At 57.4% G+C, this 23537-nt stretch carries 22 protein-coding genes; 6 read left to right on the top strand and 16 right to left on the bottom strand.

The annotated features are described in order from the left end of the window. Positions 1 to 26: 26 nt before the first annotated feature. From CAG34_RS11330 to CAG34_RS11305, 6 genes are all read left to right on the top strand, one after another. Positions 27 to 443, top strand: coding sequence for a hypothetical protein (locus CAG34_RS11330; RefSeq protein ID WP_085590037.1), 417 nt, complete (start codon positions 27 to 29; stop codon positions 441 to 443). A gap of 42 nt (positions 444 to 485) precedes the next feature. Continuing rightward, positions 486 to 2225, top strand: coding sequence for a hypothetical protein (locus CAG34_RS11325; RefSeq protein WP_143516459.1), 1740 nt, complete (start codon positions 486 to 488; stop codon positions 2223 to 2225). Continuing rightward, positions 2222 to 3457 (top strand): glycosyltransferase family 4 protein, encoded by a 1236-nt coding sequence (locus tag CAG34_RS11320; protein WP_085590033.1) that lies wholly within the window; start codon positions 2222 to 2224, stop codon positions 3455 to 3457. The genes CAG34_RS11325 and CAG34_RS11320 overlap by 4 nt, the downstream gene beginning before the upstream one ends. 7 nt (positions 3458 to 3464) lie before the next feature. After that, on the top strand, positions 3465 to 4682 hold the full coding sequence (locus tag CAG34_RS11315) for a glycosyltransferase family 4 protein (RefSeq protein ID WP_085590158.1): 1218 nt from the start codon (positions 3465 to 3467) through the stop codon (positions 4680 to 4682). Positions 4683 to 4752: 70 nt separating this feature from the next. Continuing rightward, the gene (locus CAG34_RS11310) at positions 4753 to 5136 is read left to right on the top strand and encodes a hypothetical protein (protein WP_143516457.1); all 384 of its coding nucleotides are present in this window, start codon (positions 4753 to 4755) and stop codon (positions 5134 to 5136) included. 484 nt (positions 5137 to 5620) lie between these two features. Next, positions 5621 to 6709: a DUF6270 domain-containing protein gene (locus CAG34_RS11305; protein ID WP_085590028.1), complete on the top strand. Its 1089-nt coding sequence runs from the start codon at positions 5621 to 5623 to the stop codon at positions 6707 to 6709. Positions 6710 to 6876: 167 nt separating this feature from the next. Here the strand turns inward: CAG34_RS11305 and rfbA are convergent, their stop codons facing one another. From rfbA to CAG34_RS29190, 16 genes are all read right to left on the bottom strand, one after another. Then, complete coding sequence (gene rfbA / locus CAG34_RS11300) at positions 6877 to 7758, bottom strand: glucose-1-phosphate thymidylyltransferase RfbA (RefSeq protein WP_085590156.1); 882 nt, start codon at positions 7756 to 7758, stop codon at positions 6877 to 6879. A gap of 5 nt (positions 7759 to 7763) precedes the next feature. Then, positions 7764 to 8660, bottom strand: coding sequence for a dTDP-4-dehydrorhamnose reductase (rfbD, locus tag CAG34_RS11295; protein WP_061550844.1), 897 nt, complete (start codon positions 8658 to 8660; stop codon positions 7764 to 7766). Then, positions 8657 to 9727 carry a dTDP-glucose 4,6-dehydratase gene (rfbB, locus tag CAG34_RS11290; protein ID WP_085590025.1) on the bottom strand — a complete coding sequence of 357 codons (1071 nt, stop codon included), beginning with the start codon at positions 9725 to 9727 and terminating at the stop codon, positions 8657 to 8659. The genes rfbD and rfbB overlap by 4 nt, the downstream gene beginning before the upstream one ends. A 101-nt stretch (positions 9728 to 9828) precedes the next feature. Further along, the gene (locus tag CAG34_RS11285) at positions 9829 to 11826 is read right to left on the bottom strand and encodes a nucleoside-diphosphate sugar epimerase/dehydratase (protein WP_085590023.1); all 1998 of its coding nucleotides are present in this window, start codon (positions 11824 to 11826) and stop codon (positions 9829 to 9831) included. Positions 11827 to 11884: 58 nt separating this feature from the next. Continuing rightward, positions 11885 to 12898, bottom strand: coding sequence for a glycosyltransferase family 4 protein (locus CAG34_RS11280; RefSeq protein ID WP_085590021.1), 1014 nt, complete (start codon positions 12896 to 12898; stop codon positions 11885 to 11887). After that, the gene (locus CAG34_RS11275) at positions 12895 to 13884 is read right to left on the bottom strand and encodes an SDR family oxidoreductase (protein ID WP_085590018.1); all 990 of its coding nucleotides are present in this window, start codon (positions 13882 to 13884) and stop codon (positions 12895 to 12897) included. The genes CAG34_RS11280 and CAG34_RS11275 overlap by 4 nt, the downstream gene beginning before the upstream one ends. Next, positions 13884 to 14993 (bottom strand): DUF1972 domain-containing protein, encoded by a 1110-nt coding sequence (locus CAG34_RS11270; RefSeq protein WP_085590016.1) that lies wholly within the window; start codon positions 14991 to 14993, stop codon positions 13884 to 13886. Before CAG34_RS11270 ends, CAG34_RS11275 begins: the two co-directional genes overlap by 1 nt. Next, complete coding sequence (locus CAG34_RS11265; RefSeq protein WP_085590014.1) at positions 14983 to 16074, bottom strand: glycosyltransferase family 4 protein; 1092 nt, start codon at positions 16072 to 16074, stop codon at positions 14983 to 14985. The genes CAG34_RS11270 and CAG34_RS11265 overlap by 11 nt, the downstream gene beginning before the upstream one ends. After that, positions 16071 to 16778, bottom strand: coding sequence for an acyltransferase (locus tag CAG34_RS11260; RefSeq protein ID WP_046615532.1), 708 nt, complete (start codon positions 16776 to 16778; stop codon positions 16071 to 16073). The genes CAG34_RS11265 and CAG34_RS11260 overlap by 4 nt, the downstream gene beginning before the upstream one ends. After that, positions 16775 to 17623, bottom strand: coding sequence for a hypothetical protein (locus tag CAG34_RS11255; protein ID WP_085590012.1), 849 nt, complete (start codon positions 17621 to 17623; stop codon positions 16775 to 16777). The genes CAG34_RS11260 and CAG34_RS11255 overlap by 4 nt, the downstream gene beginning before the upstream one ends. After that, positions 17583 to 18848, bottom strand: a complete 1266-nt coding sequence (locus CAG34_RS11250) for a hypothetical protein (protein WP_170929315.1) — start codon at positions 18846 to 18848, stop codon at positions 17583 to 17585. Before CAG34_RS11250 ends, CAG34_RS11255 begins: the two co-directional genes overlap by 41 nt. A 2-nt stretch (positions 18849 to 18850) precedes the next feature. After that, complete coding sequence (locus CAG34_RS11245) at positions 18851 to 20284, bottom strand: hypothetical protein (protein ID WP_085590008.1); 1434 nt, start codon at positions 20282 to 20284, stop codon at positions 18851 to 18853. A gap of 6 nt (positions 20285 to 20290) precedes the next feature. Continuing rightward, on the bottom strand, positions 20291 to 21562 hold the full coding sequence (locus CAG34_RS11240) for an O-antigen translocase (protein WP_085590006.1): 1272 nt from the start codon (positions 21560 to 21562) through the stop codon (positions 20291 to 20293). Positions 21563 to 21565: 3 nt separating this feature from the next. After that, positions 21566 to 22678, bottom strand: coding sequence for a DegT/DnrJ/EryC1/StrS aminotransferase family protein (locus tag CAG34_RS11235; protein ID WP_085590004.1), 1113 nt, complete (start codon positions 22676 to 22678; stop codon positions 21566 to 21568). After that, positions 22671 to 23138, bottom strand: coding sequence for an acyltransferase (locus CAG34_RS11230; protein ID WP_085590002.1), 468 nt, complete (start codon positions 23136 to 23138; stop codon positions 22671 to 22673). Before CAG34_RS11230 ends, CAG34_RS11235 begins: the two co-directional genes overlap by 8 nt. Beyond that, entirely contained in the window at positions 23131 to 23517 is a 387-nt protein-coding gene (locus CAG34_RS29190) for an FdtA/QdtA family cupin domain-containing protein (protein ID WP_223998121.1), read from the bottom strand. The genes CAG34_RS11230 and CAG34_RS29190 overlap by 8 nt, the downstream gene beginning before the upstream one ends. Between the last annotated feature and the right edge of the window lie 20 nt (positions 23518 to 23537).

Genomic DNA, 23537 nt, shown 5'->3' with positions numbered 1-23537 from the left:
CTGTCACTGCTGGAAGTGACCACATCATGAAGCTGTATGTTTTCATTATTGCGATCCTGACAACAATATTGTCCGGCTGTGAACAACCACCAACAGGTGATGTTACGACAACAGATAAGTCCGCCAATGTCCTGCACCTGAGTGACTCTATCTATGTTCTACTCAGGGGCACGCTTCAGAAGTCCTACAAGAAGCCCAATAATTCCGGCTTCCTCAATGTGCATGAGTTCGTGTACTCCGGGGTTGACAAGATAGCTGAAAATGATGTGTACGCCGTCCTGAAAGCCAACGGCTACAAGCGCAAAATCATCGTCAATGACGCCAACCAGTTCAAAGTCCAGTATTACAAAAGATCCGTTCCTGTGATTGGCGCGGCTTTTACCACACGAAGCCAAGAAAATGGTTACCAAACGCTCGCCAGTATTTATTGGCAGGAAAAATAATGGACGCTCGCACGCTATTTGCGCGTACGGTTTCGGCTTGATATGAAACTCCAGCAACAGATCAAAGATACTATCGGTTGGTGCATTTCCTTGGGCGTAAAATTCGTCCGAGTCGTACCGATAATTACGGTCTTAGTGCAGATCAGCACACTGGCCAGCCAGATACTTCTTCTTCTGGCCTTTTTCCTGCCTCTCAAGGTCATCATCCTGCTGGGATCAGAAAAAACCCCTGCCTATTTTCCGTCCATATTGCATACGCTGGACAAGGATCATCTGATCTATGCGCTGTCAGCTGCTGCAGCACTTTGCTACATAGCCTACTTGATCTTAGAACTGGTTACAGCTCTGCTTTGTCGCAAAGGAACCCGAACGCTTCTAGCGCGAACCTCGAAACTGAATTTGTTTGAGAACCAGGACAAATTTGCTACCAACGCCTACTCACGCTTTAACCGCGCCATGGCCGGGGCAGGCTTTTTCAGCCTCAGCGCGCTGACGCTGCTTTATGTATATCCTAGTTTGTTGGTAGCTATATTCTCCTACTTATTCATCGCAGGTAGCATCTGCATTCTGACGTACAATCACGTTAAAAAAGTCCGAGAGCGCTTCCATCAGCACTACGGAGCGATTCTCAATGCCTTAGCCGCGACCGGCTTTCTATTAAGCTTCTTTTTCCTCGTTACTGACTACTTGTACTCCCAGCACACCAAGGTCTTCAATGCAGTTATTGCTGTGCTTATCATGCGACAAGGTCTGCAAAGACTGGCAAGCATGATTCTTGACATCATCGGACTACGCATTCAACACCGACAAGTGAATGCATTGTTCTATCAGTCCCAACCACTCATTGAGGTTCGCGCACAGAGCAACGGCCTAGAATACATTCTGAATGTAGACAATAGAGAGAAGTGGGTAAAGTCACTTCTCGAAAAACTACACTTGGGCGCAGTCGAAAGCTACCAGATGCACTGGCATCAGATGGGGCTTGCCGATATTTACTCGTTTACACTACAGCTTGATGGACAGGACAATCCCAATACATTGCTGGTGAAGGTGTTTGGCAGTAATATTTCGTCCTCTGCATTGCAGGAGCGGACGCTACTTCTTACCCAATCCGGCCTACCCGGCCTGCCATTTATTGGCCACTATCGAGTCAGCGACATTGACTGCCATGTCTATGAATTCCAAGATGCTGAAAAATTAATCGGCGGCCGAAAAATTGGCGAGGGTGTCCTTGCGATTGCTCAGAGGCTCATATTACTCGAGCCTTCTGCAGACTTGATTGCGCAGTTTACGCGTACACGCTTGTACCTTGAGCAGCGCCTTGATGAAAGCACAATCAACTCGCTGCGTTTGGCATGCATCAGTGAGGATGACACGCGTAACGTCGAGCGTATCATCGAAAACTTACCAACCATCACCAGCCATCTCGCCGCGCTTCCCCGACAGATCGTACCTTTGGACATGACCAACAGTACAATTCTATCTTCACCTTCATCTGGTTTTGTCATCAGCCATTGGAGCAACTGGCGAATAGAAGCGATTGGTTGTAGCTGGCCTGTTACCCAGAAAGAAGCACTTTTCGAGATATTGAACTCCACAGTTCAACGTCAGGTGCTCGCTTCCGCGGCCCCTCAAAAGGTCTGGCTGGCAGCCCTGATGTACATGCTTGAAAAAAATATCATCCGTAAAGAATATTCGGCAGCTCTTGCATTGACACCCGACATCGTCAACTGCATTGAAATTTTCGATTCACCCGCAGCTGTAGAGGGCGCGACGCAATGACAAAAGTATCCATGATTGTCTGGAACGAGTTCCTGAACGACGCGCGCGTGATGAAGGAGGCTCAGACGCTGCAACGCGCGGGATACAAGGTAAGGGTATTCGCACTGCACACCCCTGGCGTTACACAAGAGCACACGGTACTGCCAGACGGTATCGAAGTAGTGCGGGTAGCACGCTCCCCTCTATGGAAACTTCGCAATAAGAACGTACGGCTTGCCACCAAAGCCGCTGGTAAGGCATCAGCTCCCTCCCCTATCAAGCCCAGCCTGAAGCTGCTTTTACTCAGGGCCATCGCGCGCGGATGGACGCACTTTGCATTGCTCCTCAAGATGCTTGAGTACCGCGCCCCCGTTGTTCATTCTCATGATGTGAATACTCTTCCCACTGCGTGGATGGCCGCAAAGCTGTCCCGTTCCAAGCTTGTATACGACGCACATGAAATCAGCACCAGTCGAGAAGGCTACAAAAGCCTGAGAAAGGTTGTGGGTTTCGTTGAGAAATGGTTGATGCCATCTGCCAACGGTACCATCACTACGACTGACGCACGCGCCAAATACTTCGCGAGGGCTTATGGGGTAGAACGGCCGTTGGTTTTGCAAAACCGCCCTAGACTTGTCGAGAGTCCTCGCTCCAATAAAATCAGAGATGAACTGGGGCTGGTTGAGTCGTGGCCAATCGTTGTTTATCAGGGCGGTTTGCAGCAAGGACGCGGCTTGGAAAAACTAGTCCGCTGTGCTCAGCATGTGTCTGATTGCTATTTTGTGTTAATTGGTGGAGGCCGATTGACTCAGCCCCTCATGGAACTAGCAGAGAAGTTAAATATACGGCATAAAGTCCACTTTATCCCGACTGTAGCCTTGGCTGAGCTTCCTGCCTATACGGCATCTGCAGACATTGGGTTACAGCCCATTGAGAACACCTGCCTCAACCATTACACGACCGACTCGAACAAACTCTTCGAGTATGTGATCGCTGGGTTGCCAGTGATCGCTACCGACTTCCCCGAAATACGCAAAATCGTCAGAAACAATGAAATCGGCATTCTGGTGCCTGCAAACGATGAGCAGGCACTGATCGACGCGATTGTGAAACTTCTGAATGATCGGGACCTTTGCGAACGTTTCTCGAACAACGCAAAGCGTACAGCACGGAATTTGAACTGGGAAACTCAGGAAAAGTGCCTGATCGATCTTTATGAGCGGGTACTACTTACCCCTGCTCAGGCCAGGTAATCCGACCGTGAAAACTCGAATTCTCTTTTTGAGCTTTTACTATCCTCCGGATTTGTCGGCAGGGTCTTTCCGTGCAGAAGCATTGGTAAAAGCGCTCCTGGATAATGTTGGTGACCACGTAGAAATCGACGTCATCACCACACAACCTAATCGATACCACACCTTCAAAGCCAATGCCTCTAGCTATGAGCAATTACCTAGCCTGACTGTTCGGCGTCTTACTGTACCCACACATAAAAGCGGTTTCATAGACCAAGCATTTTCATTTGGCAGTTTTGCCATGCAAGTGTGCAAAGCAGTAAAACACAAGCGCTACGATCTGGTATTCGCGACATCGTCGCGGTTGATGACAGCCTCACTGGGCGCCTACATCTCCCGTAGAACAGGCACGAAACTGTACCTGGATATCAGGGATATTTTTGTTGACACCTTGCAAGGGGTGCTTCCGCCGACACTTGGGAAAATAGCCTCCTTTGTTTTTTCATCAGTAGAAGCTATCACTATCCGGCAAGCCGCCAAAGTGAATCTTATTTCACCTGGTTTTATCCCGTATTTTACCAAACGCTACCCAGAAAAAGCGTTTACGCTGTACACCAACGGAATCGATGAGCTTTTCCTGACACCTCCCCCTGCGGCAATTGCGACGCAAAGCGCCTCAGCACAACCACGCCGACTGAAAATTGTATATGCGGGGAATATTGGTGCCGGCCAAGGTTTGCACTTGATAGTGCCGCAACTGGCCAAACACCTAGAACACGAAGCAGACTTCCATATCATTGGCTCCGGCGGCGCAATTAGCCTACTCGAAAAGGCACTTGAGCGCGAAAAAGTCAGCAACGTCTATCTAGCTCCGCCGATGAAACGTGACTCTTTACTTCGACTTTATCGCGAAGCAGATGCTCTATTCCTGCATCTGAATTACATGAAAGCTTTCCGTCGCGTCCTGCCCTCAAAGCTATTCGAATATGCAGCCACGCAAAAACCTATATTGGCGGGCCTGTCAGGCTACCCTGGCCGCTTTGCCAGTAGATACATTCAGAATACGGCTGTATTCAACCCATGCGATATCGAAGGCGCAATAAAGTCCTTCAGAAGCCTAGAGTTTCGTCCGACTGCCAGAAGTGAATTCATACAAAGATATTCACGGACATCTATCAAAAAAGAGATGGCCCTCGATTTACTCAGAACATCACCAAAGCATGCGGAGTTTGAGCAGACAGAATAGTAACCAACCGCAATTTTCTAGAATAAATCTTTACACTTACACACCAACAGTCCTAGGCTTACAGTTTAATATGAAAAGAACCACCTGCATTGCAGTTTTGTCCTGCCTACTCGCTTTGGGCGGCTGCAATGAAGAAAAAGGCGTTGACATTCAGCTTCCTACGGGTGAAAAGTTGACCCTAGAAGGCAACATGACTAAGAACACTAGCAAACCTATTGAAAACGGTACATTAAAAAGCTTTGAAGTTCAGCTTACGCTCGCACAAGACGCCGCCAAAGCGAAAGTAAACGAACACTTCCGCGCGCTGGGTTATATTGCCTCCGAACAGCAAAATCCTGCGTCGACAGCCCTGAAAACTCACTACATAAAAAAAGATGCTCCTACCATCGGCGTTGTGATCAACGACAAAACACCGGCCGTAGTCAGCATTTACTGGCAGGAAAAGCAGCAATAATCAGTATCTTTCTCAAAGATCAGCTTACGTTGGATTTTTTAATACTCCCGCCATGAGCACCTTCGTAGCGGGAGTACAACCTCTCAGATAACAGCTTTTTTCAAAACACAGCCCCTTCAAATTCGGCCGTGTATGTCCGCATTTCCGTCAAACATGGCCGTGAACCAAGGTCGGGCGGCGCGACAACCTTATACCAAATTAGTTCAAAAACTTTCTACCAAGATATCGGATCCAATTCTGGCTGAGCCCTTATGCCCGCCCAGAAGCCCAATCGGGATGCTTCCTGATCGTGGAGCTCGCGTTGCATTCCTAATGCCGTCTATGGATAATGAAAGCTCAGTTACCGGTAAGCGACATCTTGGAGATCGCCAAGCTGCCTCCACATTATTGGGCGCGAAGCGAACTGTAACTAGGTGAGAGGCCTGACGGAACAGGACCCGCATCCATTTATGTGAAGCTAGAATAGAGAAGGCTGAAGAAGATAGTGATCAAGAACTTGATGATTTACGGTAGCTGTGTATCTAGAGATATATTCAACCTAGAAGACAGCCGAGTATTTAAGTTAACCGATTACTTCGCAAGGTCTTCCATGGCTTCGCTATGCAGTGCTGCATACGAAAATGAGGAGGCACTCAACCGTATACCGTCTGCATTCAGACGGCGCATGGTTGCGTACGATTTTTCCAAGCAAATCCTCACAAATACAGATGCGTTCCACAACGCCGATCTAATACTAATCGATCTAATCGATGAGAGATTCGACCTTGTCGCCCTACCATCCGGACAAATAATTACAAAATCTAGTGAGCTAGTTGAGAGCGGCCTGCTGACTGACGGCAGCGCCAATGGCTTTAGACTAATTAAGCCCGGCTCATCTGAGCGCCGAGCGCTATGGATTCAAGGAATGCACAAGTTCCTCGAGATCCTAGAACAGCATAAGAAACTCGACCGCGTCATCGTCAACAAGGTACATTGGGCCTCACACTTTGAGAACTCAAGCGAGACGACTTTCCCAGTTTCTTTAGATGCGATTGAAAAAGCCAATCGAGAGTTGGATTGGATGTATGGTGAACTGGAAAAAAAGTTACACAAAAATCAATTTCTGCACTTCCCACCTCAACTTTTCGCATCAGACGAACATCACCGCTGGGGAATATCCCCCTTTCACTATTGCGAGCGATACTACAAAGAAGCCCTCTCGCAACTGAATTCAATAACATCTGCAAACAACGCCATTAAATCTGTACCCGAAGAGCCTACCCAGAAGGATTCGCTGCTTATTTCTGAAGGAGCAACGATTACCGCTACTGCCAGGAAGTCGGAAGATGGGATTTTTGCGCACTGCTCATTGGTAATGAATGGAAGAATGTACGAGAGCGGGAGCTTCGCATTCTATTTGCTAGTAGATGGAAACAAACATGACGTTCGTTGGTACCAAGCGTCACAAAGTGCTCGTTTCTCTATTCCTGACACGCCAGGAGAGTTGAGCATTATGGCCTTCTATCAGGATTCTCTAGGCGAAAGAATTTCTTGTAAATGCACCGTAAGGTCTTTGGATCACTTAAGCGAGTAGTCGTTTCAGCCTTATGCATGGCTTGGCCATGCATAAGGCAATTACCATTGGCGACTACGAAGGCCAGAAGCCATGGAGATACACGTCCTGCTGAATTATTAAGCGCTCTGTCACTAGCTTGGAGCAATTAACGGAGGGTTTTTCCACTCAAGACATCTGCATATAATTCAATAAACCCTATCCCCCACCAACCTCTTCAAATACTGCCCATACCCATTCTTAGCCAACGGCTCCGCCAACTTCAGCAACTGCTCCGCCCCAATCCACCCCTGCCTGTACGCCACCTCTTCCGGACAAGCCACCTTCAACCCCTGCCGCCGTTCAATGGTCGCGATATACCCACTAGCCTCGAGCAACGAGTCATGCGTCCCGGTATCCAGCCAGGCATACCCGCGCCCCATGATCTCCACCGACAACCGGTTCTGCTCCAGGTACACCCGGTTCAAATCGGTAATCTCCAGCTCACCCCGCGCAGATGGCTTGATGCCTTTGGCAATCTCGACCACGTCCTTGTCGTAGAAGTACAACCCGGTCACGGCATAACTGGACTTCGGCTTGGTCGGTTTCTCCTCCAGGCTGATCGCCTTGCCCTTCTCATCGAACTCGACCACGCCGTAACGCTCGGGGTCGTGCACGTGGTAGGCGAACACGCTGGCGCCTTCGTCGCGATCCATGGCGTTGCGCAGCAGTTGCTGGAAGTCGTGGCCGTAATAGATGTTGTCGCCCAGCACCAGTGCCGACAGGTCGTTGCCAATGAAGTCTTCACCAATCAGGAAGGCCTGCGCCAGGCCGTCTGGCGAGGCCTGCACGGCGTAGCTGATGTTGATGCCCCACTGGTGGCCGTCGCCCAGCAGTTGCTCGAAACGCGGGGTGTCCTGCGGGGTCGAGATGATCAGGATGTCCTGGATACCCGCCAGCATCAGGGTGGTCAACGGGTAGTAGATCATCGGCTTGTCGTAAACCGGCAGCAGCTGCTTGGAAATAGCCAGGGTCGCGGGGTGCAGACGGGTACCCGACCCGCCCGCCAGAATGATGCCTTTACGCTTCATAGTGGTCATTTCTCGTGTATTTCCGTAAGCATGCGAGCCACACCCAGGCGCCAGTCTGGCAGGTTCAGGGCAAAGGCTTGCTGCAGTTTATGGGTGTCCAGACGCGAGTTGGCCGGCCGCTTGGCCGGGGTCGGGTAGGCGTCGGTGGTCAACGGGTTGACCTGTTCGGCGTGGGCTTTCAATGGCACACCCAAGGCCGCTGCCTGCTCCAGCACGTAACGGGCGTAGCCGCACCAGGTGGTTTCACCGGCCGCCGCCAGGTGATACAGGCCAGCCAGGGCCGGGTCGCGGCGGGTGGCGGTGATGGCGTGGGCGGTGATGTCGGCGATCAGTTCGGCGCCGGTCGGGGCGCCGTGCTGGTCGTCGATCACGCCCAGGCTGTCGCGTTCCGCAGCCAGGCGCAGCATGGTCTTGGCGAAGTTGTTGCCGCGTGCGGCATACACCCAGCAGGTTCGGAAGATCAGGTGCTGGCAACCGGCGGCCTGGATGGCCTGTTCGCCGGCCAGCTTGCTTTCGCCATAGGCATTCAGTGGGCCGACGCTGTCGTCTTCGCGCCAGGCTTGAGTGCCCTGCCCTGGGAACACGTAATCGGTGGAGTAATGCACCAGCAATGCTCCGCAGTCGGCGGCGGCGCGGGCCAGCACGCCGACGGCTTCGGCGTTTACCTTGAAGGCTTGTTCACGGTCGCTTTCCGCCTTGTCCACGGCAGTGTAGGCGGCGGCGTTGACGATTACATCGGGGGCGTAGGCGCGCACTGTTTCGGCCAGGCCCGGCAGGTTGGCCAGGTCGCCGCAGTGTGCCTGGCTGCGGGAATTGAGCGCCAGCACCTGGCCCAGCGGGGCGAGGCTGCGTTGCAGCTCCCAACCTACCTGGCCGTCCTTGCCCAGTAGCAGAATCTTCATGCCGAGCGCCCTGCGTAGTTCTTCTCGACCCAGTCGCGGTAGCTGCCGGACTGTACGTTCTGCACCCACTCCTGGTTGTCGAGGTACCAGGCCACGGTCTTGCGAATGCCGGTTTCGAAGGTTTCGGCAGGCTTCCAGCCCAGTTCGCGCTCGAGCTTGCGGGCGTCGATGGCATAGCGGCGGTCATGGCCCGGGCGGTCGGTCACGTAAGTGATCTGCTCGGCGTAGGGCTTGCCGTCGGCGCGGGGGCGCAGTTCGTCCAGCAGGGCGCACACGCGGTTGACGATTTCCAGGTTGGGCTTTTCGTTCCAGCCGCCCACGTTGTACACCTCGCCGGTCTTGCCGGCTTCCAGCACGCGGCGGATGGCGCTGCAGTGGTCCTTGACGTACAGCCAGTCGCGAATCTGCTGGCCGTCGCCGTATACCGGCAGCGGTTTGCCGGCCAGGGCGTTGACGATCATCAGCGGGATGAGCTTCTCCGGGAAGTGGTAAGGGCCGTAGTTGTTCGAGCAGTTGGTGGTCAGCACCGGCAGGCCGTAGGTGTGGTGGTACGAGCGCACCAGGTGGTCGCTGGCGGCCTTGCTGGCCGAGTACGGGCTGTTGGGCTGGTACTGGTGGGTTTCGGTGAAGGCCGGTTCATCGGCGGCCAGCGAACCATACACTTCGTCGGTGGACACATGCAGGAAGCGGAAGGCCTGACGCGATTGCTCATCCAGGCCGCCCCAGTAGGCGCGTACGGCCTCCAGCAGGCGGAAGGTGCCGACGATGTTGGTTTCGATGAAGTCTTCCGGGCCGTGGATCGAGCGGTCGACGTGGGACTCGGCGGCAAAGTTGACGATGGCGCGTGGCTGGTGGGTTTTCAGCAGCTGTTCCACCAGCGCGGAATCACCAATGTCGCCATGCACGAAAATGTGCCGCGCGTCGTTCTGCAGGCTGCTCAAGGTCTGCAGGTTGCCTGCGTAGGTGAGTTTGTCGAGGTTGACCACGGGCTCGTCATTGCCGGCCAGCCAGTCCAGCACGAAGTTCGCGCCAATGAAGCCCGCACCACCAGTTACCAGAATAGTCATCGTTCAGTTCTTCCCAATTCCCGCGTTCAAACTTCACAGCGTTTGAAGTTCATGTAGGCGTTCCTGTATCGGCAACGCCGTTCATTTTGTAAGTGCTGCGTTCAGGGCTCCATGCGCCGGCGCTGGTACAGCCAGTCCACAATGTCGCCGCCAGGCACGTAGCCGCTTACGGTGTCACGCAGCAGCTGTCGCACGGTGGCAAAGTCATCTTCCGCAGTCGCCGCGCGCAGGGCGTCAAGGCGCTGCTTCAGCACATCCCAGGGCAGGTAGTCCTCGTGTGCGCTCATGATCATGGGGTGGCGGGTGGCAATCACGTTGTCGCCGATCAGCAGCTCTTCGTACAACTTCTCGCCCGGACGCAGGCCGGTGAAGTTGATGGCGATGTCGCCCAGCGGGTTGCGCTCGGAGCGGATGCTGAAGCCGGACAGGTGAATCATCTTTTCCGCCAGTTCCACGATCTTCACTGGTTCACCCATGTCCAGCACGAACACATCGCCGCCCTGCCCCATGGAACCGGCCTGGATCACCAGCTGCGCGGCCTCGGGGATGGTCATGAAGTAGCGGGTGATTTTCGGGTGGGTCACGGTCAGCGGCCCACCGGCCTTGATCTGCTTGTGGAACAGCGGAATGACCGAGCCCGACGAGCCCAGCACGTTGCCGAAACGCACCATGGTGAAGCGGGTCTTGTTCACCTGTGAGACATTGCCGGTTTCGCCCATCAGTACCGGCGCCAGCTCACGGCTAAGGGCCTGCAGCACCATTTCGGCCAGGCGCTTGGTACTACCCATCACGTTGGTGGGGCGCACGGCCTTGTCGGTGGAAATCAGCACGAAGTTGGCAACGCCGGCCTGCAGCGCCGCCTGGGCGGTGTACAGGGTGCCGAACACGTTGTTCGTCAGGCCTTCGGCAATGTTGTGCTCGACAATCGGCACATGCTTGTAGGCAGCGGCGTGGTACACGGTGTCCACCTGCCAGGCACGCATCACGTCGAGCATCTTGGCCTGGTCGCGGACCGAGCCGAGGATGGGGATCAGCTGCACCGCCAGGCCTTCGCGAATGATGCGCTGCTCCAGTTCGCCGGCAATGGTGTACAGGTTGAATTCGCTGTGATCGAACAACAGCAGGGTGCGCGGTGTCTGCCCGAGGATCTGGCGGCACAGCTCGGAGCCGATAGAGCCGCCGGCACCGGTCACCATGACCGTCTGGTCGATGATGCAGTGCTGTAGCAGGTCGCCTTGCGCCGGCACCGCGTCGCGGCCCAGCAGGTCGGCAATGTCCACCTCCTGGATGTCGTCCACCTTGACCCGGCCGCTGGCCAGGTCCATGAAGCCGGGCACACTGCGCACGTGCAGCGGGTAGCCTTCCAGCAGGTTGAGGATTTCGCGGCGACGGCTGCGGCTCACCGAGGGCAGCGCCAGCAGGATTTCTTCGGCGCCGGTATCGTCGATCATGCGTTGCAGTTGTTCCGGCTGGTACACCTGCAGGCCGGCGATCACTCGGTCAGTGATGCTGGCATCGTCGTCGATGAACGCTACCGGGCGCATGGCCTTGCCCATGCGCAGCGCCGCCACCAGCTGGTTACCGGCCGAGCCGGCGCCGTAGATGGCCACCCGTGGCAGGCCGTCGTCGCGGTTGGCAAAGGGCACGTGCTGCACGGCAGTGGCAAACCAGTCGCCGAGGAAGTACTGGCGCATGGCCAGACGCAGGCCGCCGACCATGATCAGGCTCAGCCACCAGTAGTTGAAGGTGATCGAGCGCGGCACCACGTTCTGGTGGTTGCTGGCCCAGTAGATGATGAAACCGAGGATCAGCGCCGACAGGGTCACCGCCTTGATGATCGCGATCAGTGCGTCATTGCCGAAATAGCGCATCACCGCCCGGTAAAGACCAAAGCGGATGAACAACGGGATCGAGATGATCGGCGCCGTGATGAACAGCCAGGTGTGATCACGGACAGGGTTGGCCAGGTCATCGATGCCCAGGCGCACGACAAACGCCAGCCACAGCGCGAACCAGACCAGAATTACATCGGTCGCTACCTGGATCAGCCGTTTGTGGCGTCGAGGTAGTCCAAGCAGTCTTGAGCGCAGCTTATCCATAGAACCTCTGAGAGTGTTGCAAAGTGACATGTCTAGCGTCTTCTTTCTATCACTCTAGCTAGTGTTCGAGTTCACCGGCGCGCCAGCGCACGGCCAGAAACGCCAATGGCAGGTAGGCGATGATCACGCCCAACACGCCGTCCAGGCCCAGCAACAGCACACACAAGGCCACCGGCAGCAGCCAGAACAGGTTGAGCCCGGCCACAGCCAGGGTCACCGGCAGGTGCTTGCCATAGTGGCGCGAGGCGAACTGGTAGGCGTGGCTGCGGTGCGCTTCGTACACCTTGTCGCCGCGCAGCAGGCGGCGGATCAGGGTGAAGGTAGCGTCGACCACGAACACGCCCAACAGGATCAGCCAGCACCAGAACAGCTGCGGCGCGGCCCAGGCCGCCTGCAGCGACAGGCCTGCCAGCACGATACCAAGGAAGCCACTGCCAGCGTCACCCATGAAGATCCTGGCCGGCGGGAAGTTCCAGAACAGGAAGCCCAGCGTGGCCGCGGCCAGCAACAGTGGCAGCGCCATCAACTGTGGCACACCGGCCAGGGCCGAGAGCAGCACCATGCCCAGGCAGGCGGTCACCGCTTCGACGCTGGCGATGCCGTCGATACCATCCATGAAGTTATACAGGTTGAGCATCCACACGCTGTAGAACGCGGCCAGGATGTAGCCGAACCACTGCAGGTCCAGGGTAAAGCCGAACACCTGCAGCGGCGCCAGGCCACCCAGCCAGTACAGCATCCAGACGGCCGCGGCGAAGTGGCCAAGCAGGCGCCAGCGGGCAGCGATGTGGCCGTGGTCGTCCATGAAGCCGATTACCGCGATCAGTGCCCCTGCCCCGCCGATGGCAACCAGTGCCGGCAGCGGCACAGCGCCCGCCAGGCCCAGCAGCGGCAGGCAGCCAAGAAAGCTCAGCACAATGGCTACACCGCCACCCCGTGGGGTGGGCACGGTGTGCGAACTGCGCGCGTTGGGCACGTCGATGATCTGCTTGTTCAGGGCGTAGCGCCGCAGCACTGCGGTCAAAAGCAGGGATGCCCCTGCGACCAGGGGGATAAGCCACCATGCCATCATTTGTCTTGCTCTTTCAGAAAGTTGAGTGCCGTAGCCCGCAGTGCCTGGTCGACATCCAGCGGGGGCTGCCAGCCCAGCAGTTCACGGGTTTTGCCAATGTCTACCTGCAGCGAGCCGCACAGGCGCTGGGCCAGCCCGGCCTTGCCGGCCAAGGTGGCCGCGCCCTTCAACCAGGCGGCGGGCACGGGCAACAACCTGGCTGGCTTGCCCAGCGCCTTGCCCAACCGTTGCAGCAGTTCGGTGGTGGACAGGTCGTGGCCATCGCTGGCCAGAAAAGTCTGGTTGGCGGCGGCCGGGTGGTCGATGCAGGTCAGCAGCAGGTCCACCAGGTTGTCCAGCGCCACCAGGCTGCGTTTGTTGTGGATGGCGCCAAATGGCAGCGGCACACCTTTGCTCAGCCAGTTCATCATGCTGCGGAAGTTGGCTTTCACGCCTGGACCATACACCAGCACCGGGCGCACGATCACCACTTCCAGCCCGGTTTCAGCCGCCAATTGGCGCAGGCCGTCTTCGGCTTCGCGCTTGGAGATGCCGTACGGGTCCGAAGGCGCAGGGGTTTCATCGGCAGTGAACGGCTGGCGGCCGTTGGTGGTTTCGCCGTTCACCTTCACCGAGCTTACAAAAATGAAGCGCCGCACACCGGCCTGGGCGGCGGCTCGGGCCAGGCTCAGGGTACCTTCCACGTTTACCCGGCGGAACTCGGCCAGCGGATCGGCGGCGGTTTCCTGCATTACGTGCACGCGGGAGGCCAGGTGGATTACGGTGTCGACCTGCTCGAAATGCCCGGACGCAACATCCACCGCCGCCAGTTCGCTGAATGGCCGGTAGTCGACGCCCGCCAGCCGCTGGCCAGGCGCTTGCCGTACCAGCGCGCGCGGCGCCCAGCGTGTGTCTGCAGCAAGCCGCTGCAGCAACACCTTGCCGACAAAACCGCTACCGCCGGTGGCCAGGATACCTGGCCGTTGCCCGTTGCCTTGCTCGGCCATCAGCCTCTCCCCGCCCGGCCCAGCAGGCGGGTGAACACGCTACGGTACTGGTCTGCCACCACCGACCATCGGTAACGGCGGTTGGCAATTTCATGCAGGCGCGCCGACAGTTGCGCACGGGCGCCTTCATCGGCAAACAGGGCTTGGGCGTGGTTGCGCAGCGAGGTGCTGTCGGCAAAGTACAGCGCCTGGTCTTCGGTGGTGGCGCGGTTGAACGACACATCGAAGGCCACCACCGGCAGGCCCAGCCACATGGCTTCGACAAGCGACGGGTTGGTGCCGCCGGCGCTGTGGCCATGCAGGTACACCGTGGCATTGCTGCGCAGCGGGCTCAGTTGCTCCACGTCGTAGATCGGGTCCAGCAGGTGAATGTTGCTTACCCCTTCGTATTGCTTGCGCAGTTGCACGCCGTATTCGCTGTGGTTCCAGTTGCCGATGATCGCCAGCGGCATGCCAGAGCCGGCGAAGGCTTCGAGAATGACATGGATGTTGTTCTCCGGCTCGATGCGGCACACCGTAAAGGCATAGGGCGCACCCAGGAAGGGGTAAGCCTGGCGGGCTTGCTCGCTTGGCTCGCCGGCCCGGGCCTGGTCGCCACCGTAGGCAATCAGTTCGCTGGGTTTGTTGTATTCGGCGGTCACGTATTCCTGCAACACCTTGTTGTCGGTGATGACCGCGTGGGCAAAACGCACGGCCACCGCTTCGGACAACTTCAGGAACCAGCGGGCGAAGTTGGACCACTTGGCGCGCTTCCATTCATAGCCGTCGATGTTCACCACGATCGGCTTGCGGGTCAGCAGGCGCATGAATGGCAGGGCAATGCAGCCGGAAACACCCAGAATCAGCATCAGGTCATGCTTGCGGTAGGCGTGCAGCATGCTCAGCACATCGTACGGAATGCTTTGCACGCCATTGGCCTTGAGGTTCAGGTAGACCAGGCGGGCACGCTCGAAAAACTTCGGGCGCTGGGGGTAATGGGGCGCACTGCAATATACGGTGAGTTCGCAGTCACCCGGCAGGTTGCGCACCAATTGCTCGGTCAGTGTTTCCCAACCACCGTATTGAGCGGGTAAACCGACCGTACCAATCACTGCAATCTTATAGGTCATCAAACACCATCACGATTTTTTTCTGGAAGTTGGCAGTGGAAAACTCACTCGCTTTCCTGCGTGCGCACTCGGACAGTGCCTGGCACACCTGTGGGTCCTGCGACAGGCGCGCAACGGTGCGCACCAGTTGTTCATGGTTTTTCGAATCGATCTGGTAGCCCTCAACCCCGTCACTGACCAGTTCGACCGGGCCGCCTACCGGGGGCACTATGGTCGGGATGCCGAAAGCCATCGCCTCGAGAATGGTCAGGCCAAAGGTTTCAACCCAGCCGTCCACATGGGACAGGTTCAGCACCAGGCTGGCATTGCGGTAGAACTTCGCCACCTCGGCACTGGCCGGGCTGAGCATGAGGTTTTGCGGCAGAACCTTGCCGGCAAAGTAGGCATCCACTTCCTGCGGGCTGGCATTGAGCACCAGGGTGAACTTCAGCACAGGGTTCGCGGCCAGTGCGGTGGCCAGGGCGACAAATTCGTCCACCCCTTTGTAGCCCTTCAACGACGCCAGCATCAGCACGTTGAAGCTGCCGTCGTGCAAGTGCTGGTACGGCGTGGCCATTGCCTGCTGCTGGAAGCCCTCGGCCAGCCCGTTGTACACGGTCACCGCTGGCACGCCGGCCACGCCCTCTTGTACCTGCAGGTACTTCGACACGTAGACCACCTTGCTGGCACAGCCGGCAATCACCCGGCGCAGGAACGCCTTGAGCAGCGCAGGCCGGATAGAGGTTTCGTGCACGTGGTAGACCACCTTGGCACCGCGCAAACGGGCGGCCAGGGCGGCACCAAAGGGCAGCATGGTGTTAACCAGCACGATCGACCCCGGCCGCACCTGGCGCAACAGACTGAAGAACAGCGCCACCTGCGAGCCGGCATACGCCAGCAAGGTCAGCCAGCGGTTGTCGAAGCGCTTGTAGGCAAACCTGCAGGTGCGTACCTGCAGCTCGTCGAGCACACCGTGGCCGCTGCTGCCCACATGCAGGGTGCAGTCGGCGCCATGTCGCTGTAGCGCGGTGATGGTCTGGTTCAACACCCGGGGGCTGCCGCTGTAGTCATTCAGCAGATGGACAAAGTGCAACGTTTTCATGCCACCCCTTCTTCCGCTACGCGCGCCTTGATGAACTTGGCCGGCACACCGCCATAAATCGAATTCTTGCGGTACACGCCCGCGGCCACCACCGCCCCTGCGGCGAACACGCAGCCGTCTTCGATCACCGCGCCATCGAGTACGGTCACCTTGGCGCCGATCCAGCAGTTGCGGCCCACCTTGATGCCCTGGCGGGTCACGCCCTGCAGGCGGATGGGTTGCAGCGGGTCTTCGAAGTTGTGGTTTTCCGAATGGAAGCTGACGAAGTTGCCGATGATGGTGTCGCTGCCAATCTCGATGCCGCCGGCGCAGCCCAGGAAACAGCCGGCACCCAGGCCGACGTTGTCGCCAATCACCAGGCCCTTGCCGATGTTGGCCAGGCTGCCGGTGCACTCGATGATGATGTGCTTGTTCAGCGACACGGCGGTGCCGAAGCGGATGCCGTCATTGGACAAGGCATCGACGAAGCAGCCCTGGTCAATGACCAGCCCCGGGCCGTACTCGATCTTGCCCACTTCCTTCAGGGTTACCCCCGAGCCGATGAACGCCAGGCGCCGCCGGCGCAGGCGGATCACGCCGCGGCAGGCCATCAGCAGCTTGGTCACGAACAGCCCCAGCAGATAGCCCGACGAGATGCGCCGGTCGACAACCAATGGGCGCTTTTTAACCAGCAGCACCAGCTTTTCGAGCAAGGCATGCATCATTTCACGGCCCTCACCTGGGTAAACAAGGCCTTGACGAAGGCCGGGCGGCGGTAGGCCACCGCTTTGCGAATGGCTGCATAGACCAGGTACAGGTCAAGCAGGCCTCGCTCCAGCAGGCCGTGGGAATGGAAGCTGATACGCAGCCCGTGGATCATTTCCTCGAAGCGGAACAAGGCACGCTCGGGGGTATCGGCACTGTGCTCGGACAGGTCGTGGGCAATCTCCACATCCAGCACGCAGGCCTTGGGGAAATAACCCTCGTAGCGGATGAAAAAGTCGGTATCGGTAGCATAGAAGCGCAACCGCTCGTCATAGAAAGGCGTCATGCGCTGGAAGCACTCGCGAGTGAAGATCAAGCCACTGTTGATGCCCAGCAGGTTTTTCGAGTCCACCAGCCCCGCGGCCACGTTGGGGGTAAGGCGGCCCATGAACAGCCAGCGCTTGCCGGGGCTGACCAGTTGCCCATGGCTGACCAGCCGGGGCATGAACACGCCCACCTGCTCGCCGCCTGGCGCACGGCGTACCTGGCCGATCTGCGCCAGGCAGCTGGACAGGCGGATGTTCGAGTAGTTGGTGTCATCGTCCGAGATCATGAACAGGTCGACCCCGGCGGCAAACGCCTGTTCGGCCACCTGGTTGTAGACCACCGACAACCGCTGGTTGTCCGCCTCGTACCAGCGTACGCCCGGGCACGGCTGTGCCACGCCGGGGGAGTTGTTCCAGACGTACAGCTGCAGGTCGATACCCTCGTCACGCAGTAAAGCCTGCTGCGCGAGCAATGACTGCAGGGCAATCGAGTCCTGGCTAGCTTTCCGATACAGAACGATCAGGACTGCCAGGCTCAACTTTTGTTCTTCTGTTTTCACCAATGATCACCATCACCACGATCGCGAAAATGTAGAGGACAACACTGTTCGTATAGGACTGGAAAAAGAACGAGCTCAGGAAGAACGGATAGCTGGCAATCACGAAGTTGCCCAGGCCGTTTTTCCAGGAGCTGCCGTGAGGCCTGTCCCGGACGATGATCGTCACCAGCTTGTGATACCAAAGGATCAACCCGGCCATGATCAGCAGGCCGACCAGACCGCAGGTGGCCAGCAGGTTGAGCCAGAACGAATCGAACCAGTGCGGCTGGCCCGGGCCTACCGCGCCAAAGCCATAGCCCATGGGGTGCGCGCCAAGCACCTCAAACATGTGCAGCCACTGCCGCTCACGGTCCAGTGCAGACAAGTCCTCGGTGTAGCCCATCGACAGGTAGGCGAAAATCGCCACGGTCAGGCCCACGAACTGCAGGTAGCCCAGCAGTGAGATCAGCCAGGCCGTACGCAGTACCCGGGCCGCCACCAGCATCGAGCAGATGCACACCAGGCCGATCATGGCCGTACGCACCGAACCGATCACAATCAGCCCGCACAGCAGCAGGAAGGCAACACTCAGCAGCAGGCGCCGGGTCAACGACCAGTTGCGCCCGCTGAGCAACACGGCCAGGGTCATGGCTGCGGTATTGAGGATTACCGCAGAAAACTCCAGCGTGCCGGTAAAGAAGCCGGAAACCCGCGGCAGCCCGTCACGCATCGAGTTGTAGGGTTGCAGCTCATAGCCTTTGGCGGTAAGCAGCGGCCAGTACCAGAACTGCTCGGCCGAGACGATGGTCAGGTACTGGTAAAACGCATACGCGCCGGTAAGTACGCTCATCGCCAGCACCGACCAGTACACATGGCGCAGCTTCTTCTCGGTCGACACCGCGTGGGCCCAGATGGCCACCGCCATGCCGACGAACACCGGCACGGCCAGTGCGCGGAACATGCGCACCGACGACGCGCTAAGGTCGCCGAACAGCAGATACAGGAAGACGAAGAACAGCACGACCAGCAACCACCGCCCGACTTCGAGGTTGACCATGCCACGTGCCGTGACACTGGCCAGCACCCGCAGCAGCAGCCACATGATCATCAGCAGGCTGATCATTTCTCGCCAACCGGCAAACACACTGCCCAGCCCCAGCGTCAACACGACGAAGTCGCTGAAGAACAGCAGGCAGAACAGCACGCCGATAAATATCCTGATCACACTCACCCTCGCGCTCTGGTCAGCCTGGCCAGCCGGAACAGCACGACCTTGATCAAGAGTTTGATTCTCGGCACCCAGGCGTAGGCAAACAGGGTTCGCAACGCCAGGTTCGTGTCTATGCGGCACAGGGCGTCGAAGACATCCGCAGGGATCATGCTAGTGACCTTACCTGTCGGTTTCATGAAATCGAGGTTGCCCGTCCACGGCAACATGGCTGCCAGTTCGTTCTCGCTGAATTCGCCCCGCTCGATGCAAGCCAGGTAACGCGCTTTCACCGACTCCAGCGAGTTGACCCGCTGCACCGCTTCCACCACCGAGGCACTGGGCCGGGGTTGTTCGATGCTGTCCAGCAGCTGGTCGATGCTGGCCACCTTCAGGCCGTCTGCCGGGGAATAGCCCTGAATCGGCGCCACCAACCCCACGCAACGCCGGCCCTTGAGCAATTGCTCGGCGAACGCCGTGCCACCGGGTATAGGGTAGCTGTCCAGGTAGAAGTCGGCTTTTTCCGCAAAGGCCAGGTAGTCCTTGTACGGCAGGTGGCGGCGGATGAAGAAGCGCTTGGGGTAGCGCAGCTTCACTGTCCACCACCAGGTGTTGGTCAGGGGGTTGGCACCGATGATCCAGCACTCGGCATTGGGGAAGCGCTGAAGAATCGCCGTGATCGACGGACGCATGTCCAGGCCGCCGTGGGGCTTGTACTTGGCCGCCGAGGCAGCGCTGAACACCTTGATCCGCTCATGGGTTGGCACGGCATCCGGCACTCTGGCGCCGCTGGTCTCGATCGGGATCGCCAGGAAGCTCTTCTGGCAGGATAGGTGCTTTTTCTTGTCCAGATGGTGCCCGTAGGCGCTGATCTCGAAATACACGTCGGCCACCGACGCGCCAAAGCTGAACACGTGGTCGGCATGGTTGACGAAATACACTGTCAGCGCGGCGCCACGTTGTTGCTTCAGCAGGCCGCAGGCGACGGTGGTGATGATGTCGTCCGGGTGAATGTGCAACACCACCTTGTCGTACTGGGCCAGGATGTCGACGATGGACTGCAGGCGGGCGCACGGGTCATCGCCGCGCGCCACCTCGATATGGGCGAAATAGCCTGCCAGGCGTTCGAGCACCTGGGGCTTGGCGCTGCGCGCGACCAGCAGGTCCACAGGCCCCTCGTGCATGTGCGCCAGGCGCTCCATCAGCCGGGTGTGCCCGCCTTGCATATAGGGTTCGCTGACCACATGCAGGCAGCCGCGCGATACGCTGCTGACAGCCGGCAGCGTGACCTGGCTGGCGCATCGGGCCACCAGGTGGCGCTCCAGCGCGGTGGCATCATAAATACCCAGGTCCACCGCCCAGAGCAGTGCCCCATAGACCTGCGCCTGCACCAATGCCTGGGCAGGTTCAGCGCCAAGGATGCGCCCATGTAACTGTTCGATGACGTCCTTCATCTCTACTCAGCTCCGCGCCGTATCGCCAACAATAATGTGCAAACGACGGAATACCGAGAAATACATCACGACTCCGTACAACAGGTAGTTTGCCGCGTATGCAAGGGTAACTTTTTCATACCCCCACAACTGGGTGAAATAGACCGTCAGAGCATAAAGCGAAAGCGTCGAGAGGACTTCGGTAATCAGATACAACCGGGTGAGTGCCTTGCCGAGCATCAGGTAGGCCATCAACCAACTGATGACCTTCAAGCTGTCCCCTACCATCTGCCATGCGAACAGCTCACGCATGGGCAGGAATGACGCCGAGAAAAGGACATGGATGATGAAGTCCCTGAGCAGGTAGATAACCAGGCCGGCAGCAATGGTTAGGGGCAGGATGAGCTTGTATCCCTGAATGATTTCCCGACGAAGTTCACCTGCATCTGAAAGCTCCGAGAGCCTCGGCAGGTAATAGACCGCAAGCGTCGTGGTGATCAACATGAGATAGGCCGTGCTCAACCGCCACATGGCCTCCCAGTAACCAGCGTGATCCCAGCCGAACTCCGCCCCCAGGTAATCCCGGATGAACACATGGCAAACGGGCAGAGAACATGCTGTCACAACGGCCATGAGGGCAAACTTTGCCAGCCGGGACAAGGACTGCTTGTCCAGCGCCCCGATGAAATCTGAGAGGCGGAACCATGATGTGCGCATGCAGATGACCAAGGTGGCCACGAAGCTCAACGACTGGTACACAGCCAGCGAAACCAGCGCACCGTACAACCCCAGCCTGATGGTCAGGGCACAGGTCACCACCAGCGATATCAGGCTGCCAGAAATATTGGCAAGCACGTAGCGCTGAACGTCTTTCTTGCCGTTCAGAATGCCCAGCAGCAAAGAGTTGAAGGCAAAAAATACCAAGGTAGCGGCAAACCACACCAGCACTGGGGCGAGTTTTTCGTCGTTGAAAAACCAACCTGCCAATGGTGCCCGCATGGCCACGATCAGCACTGCCAATACACACGAAACCAGCAGTGACAGCGTCCCGGCAGTTCGCCAGATCCTGTGTTGTTCGTCCGGCCGATCAGCAAACTCCGCCGTGTACTTGGTTACCCCTGTGCTGACAGCGCCGCTGGCCAGTGTCGTGAACATGGTAACGGCATTCTGCAATTGCCCGATCGCCGCGTAACCCGCTGGCCCTACATAAAGGGCCAGCACCTTGTTGAGCCCCAGCAATGTCGCCATCTTTACAAAAACAGCAATAGCATTCAGCAGACTGGTCTTGATCAACGTCATGTATTATTGCCCGGACACAGTAAAACTGTTGCAGGCATCGATGACCGTCTGAATATCCGCGTCGCTCATGGTGGGGTCGACAGGCAGGCTGAGCACTTCATCATGAATTTTTTCAGTCAGCGGCAGGCTCAAACCGTTGTACTGACTGTAAGCCTGCTGCCTGTGAGGCGGGATTGGGTAGTGAACCAGCGTCTGTATCCCTTGCTCGCGAAGATGTTGCTGCAAATCGTTTCTGTGCGGCGTGCGTACTACATACAGATGCCAGACATGCTCCTCGACAACTTTATTTTGCGGCTGGACGATTTGAGCATTTTGAATGCCCGCGCGGTAGCACTTGGTGATGTGCCGGCGCCGGCTGATTTCTTCACCCAGATACTTGAGCTTCACGTCCAGCATAGCCGCCTGGATCTCGTCCAAACGACTGTTCACTCCGACGTACAAGTTCTTGTACTTCTCATGGGAGCCGTAGTTTCTGAGGGCGCGCAGCACTTCCGCCAACTCGGCATCCGAGGTGGTTATCGCCCCGGCATCGCCGAGCGCACCCAGATTCTTGCCCGGATAGAAGCTGAAGCCCGAGGCATTCCCCCAGCTCCCCGCCCGCTTGCCATCGATTGAGGCACCGTGAGCCTGGGCCGAGTCTTCGAGTACCAGCAAACCGTATTCGGCGGCAATCTCGGTGATCGCCTTCATGTCTGCAATTTGCCCATACAGGTGTACCGGCAGGATGACGCGCGTCTTGTCGGTAATAGCCTGGCGTATGAGGGAGGTATCAATATTGAAGGTTGCGGGGTCAGGTTCGACGAGCACAGGCTCAAGCCCACTGGCGGTGATTGCCAGGATGCTCGCAATGTAGGTATTGGCCGGGACGATGACTTCATCACCCTGCTTCACCCGCCCCAGCTGTTTCCAGGCGGTCAAGGTCAACGTCAGCGCATCGAGACCGTTTGCCACGCCAATGCAATGAGCGGTACCGCAATAAGCGGCAAAGTTGCTTTCAAAGCGGGCCAGAGCGCTACCGCCGATGTACCAGCCGGAATCGATGACATCGGCACACGCTTGCAACAATTCTTCGCGGTACTGTTTATTGACGGCCTTGAGATTCAGGAAATCAACCATGCTCTAGCTCCCTTGTTATTTTTGCCGGATTACCCACTACCACGCAGTAATCAGGTACATCCTTTGTCACGACGGCACCGGCACCTACCATGGCGTGTCGACCAATCGTGACGCCCGGGAGCAATGTTGCGTTGGCACCGATGCTGCAGCCTTCCTTCAGCACCGTGACTTCGTAAGCCTCGGGGTAACACTTGGAGCGCGGTACTCTGTCGTTGGTGAATGTAGCATTGGGGCCAATGAAGACATTGTCCTCGATCACGAGCCCCTCCCACAGAAACACACCACTTTTCACGGTGACGTTGTCCCCGACTACAACCCCTCCTTCGATCAGGGTGTGGGCGCATATGTTGCAGTTGCTGCCAATTCGCGCACCTTTGAGGATGACCGCGTATTGCCAGACTCTGGTTTTTTCACCGATGGCATCGGTTTGTACATCGGCCAAGGCATGAATGCTAGGCATGGGCGATCAGCCTCTTGAAGTCATCGTAACTGCGAATGTAATCACGCTCGTCGTAGGTTTCACTGGCGATGACCATGAGTACGCAGTCTTCACTGAAATCATGCATTTCACGCCAGACCATATTCTTGATCAGCAAGGCTTTCTGTGGCGCGTCAAGCATATGGTCGACTCGGCCGGTACCGTCATCCAGGGTCATGCGGCAACTGCCGGCCAGGCAGATTATCAGTTGCTGGAGATCCCGGTGGGCATGGAAGCCGCGGCTGACGCCGGCCTTGGTACCGAAGATGTAGTAGACGCGACGGATGGCAAACGGGATATTCAACGCCTTTTCAATACTGATCAGGCTCCCGCGATCATCACCAATAATCGGTAGTACCAAGTCTTCCGCCTGCCCTTTCA

Origin of the sequence: Pseudomonas sp. B14(2017) (assembly GCF_002113255.1) — a bacterium.
Classification (GTDB): Bacteria; Pseudomonadota; Gammaproteobacteria; order Pseudomonadales; family Pseudomonadaceae; genus Aquipseudomonas; species Aquipseudomonas putida_Z.
Note: the sequence above shows the minus strand (reverse complement) of the source record. Positions and strands in the feature narration are given on the sequence as shown.

What these genes read in the sequence shown, in the direction of transcription:
- CAG34_RS11330 (WP_085590037.1), top strand. Translation starts at nt 27, where the DNA reads ATGAAGCTGTATGTTTTCATTATTGCGATCCTGACAACAATATTGTCC.
- CAG34_RS11325 (WP_143516459.1), top strand. Translation starts at nt 486, where the DNA reads ATGAAACTCCAGCAACAGATCAAAGATACTATCGGTTGGTGCATTTCC.
- CAG34_RS11320 (WP_085590033.1), top strand. Translation starts at nt 2,222, where the DNA reads ATGACAAAAGTATCCATGATTGTCTGGAACGAGTTCCTGAACGACGCG.
- CAG34_RS11310 (WP_143516457.1), top strand. Translation starts at nt 4,753, where the DNA reads ATGAAAAGAACCACCTGCATTGCAGTTTTGTCCTGCCTACTCGCTTTG.
- rfbA (WP_085590156.1), bottom strand. Translation starts at nt 7,758, where the DNA reads ATGAAGCGTAAAGGCATCATTCTGGCGGGCGGGTCGGGTACCCGTCTG.
- rfbD (WP_061550844.1), bottom strand. Translation starts at nt 8,660, where the DNA reads ATGAAGATTCTGCTACTGGGCAAGGACGGCCAGGTAGGTTGGGAGCTG.
- rfbB (WP_085590025.1), bottom strand. Translation starts at nt 9,727, where the DNA reads ATGACTATTCTGGTAACTGGTGGTGCGGGCTTCATTGGCGCGAACTTC.
- CAG34_RS11285 (WP_085590023.1), bottom strand. Translation starts at nt 11,826, where the DNA reads ATGGATAAGCTGCGCTCAAGACTGCTTGGACTACCTCGACGCCACAAA.
- CAG34_RS11280 (WP_085590021.1), bottom strand. Translation starts at nt 12,898, where the DNA reads ATGATGGCATGGTGGCTTATCCCCCTGGTCGCAGGGGCATCCCTGCTT.
- CAG34_RS11275 (WP_085590018.1), bottom strand. Translation starts at nt 13,884, where the DNA reads ATGGCCGAGCAAGGCAACGGGCAACGGCCAGGTATCCTGGCCACCGGC.
- CAG34_RS11270 (WP_085590016.1), bottom strand. Translation starts at nt 14,993, where the DNA reads ATGACCTATAAGATTGCAGTGATTGGTACGGTCGGTTTACCCGCTCAA.
- CAG34_RS11265 (WP_085590014.1), bottom strand. Translation starts at nt 16,074, where the DNA reads ATGAAAACGTTGCACTTTGTCCATCTGCTGAATGACTACAGCGGCAGC.
- CAG34_RS11260 (WP_046615532.1), bottom strand. Translation starts at nt 16,778, where the DNA reads ATGATGCATGCCTTGCTCGAAAAGCTGGTGCTGCTGGTTAAAAAGCGC.
- CAG34_RS11245 (WP_085590008.1), bottom strand. Translation starts at nt 20,284, where the DNA reads ATGAAGGACGTCATCGAACAGTTACATGGGCGCATCCTTGGCGCTGAA.
- CAG34_RS11240 (WP_085590006.1), bottom strand. Translation starts at nt 21,562, where the DNA reads ATGACGTTGATCAAGACCAGTCTGCTGAATGCTATTGCTGTTTTTGTA.
- CAG34_RS11235 (WP_085590004.1), bottom strand. Translation starts at nt 22,678, where the DNA reads ATGGTTGATTTCCTGAATCTCAAGGCCGTCAATAAACAGTACCGCGAA.
- CAG34_RS11230 (WP_085590002.1), bottom strand. Translation starts at nt 23,138, where the DNA reads ATGCCTAGCATTCATGCCTTGGCCGATGTACAAACCGATGCCATCGGT.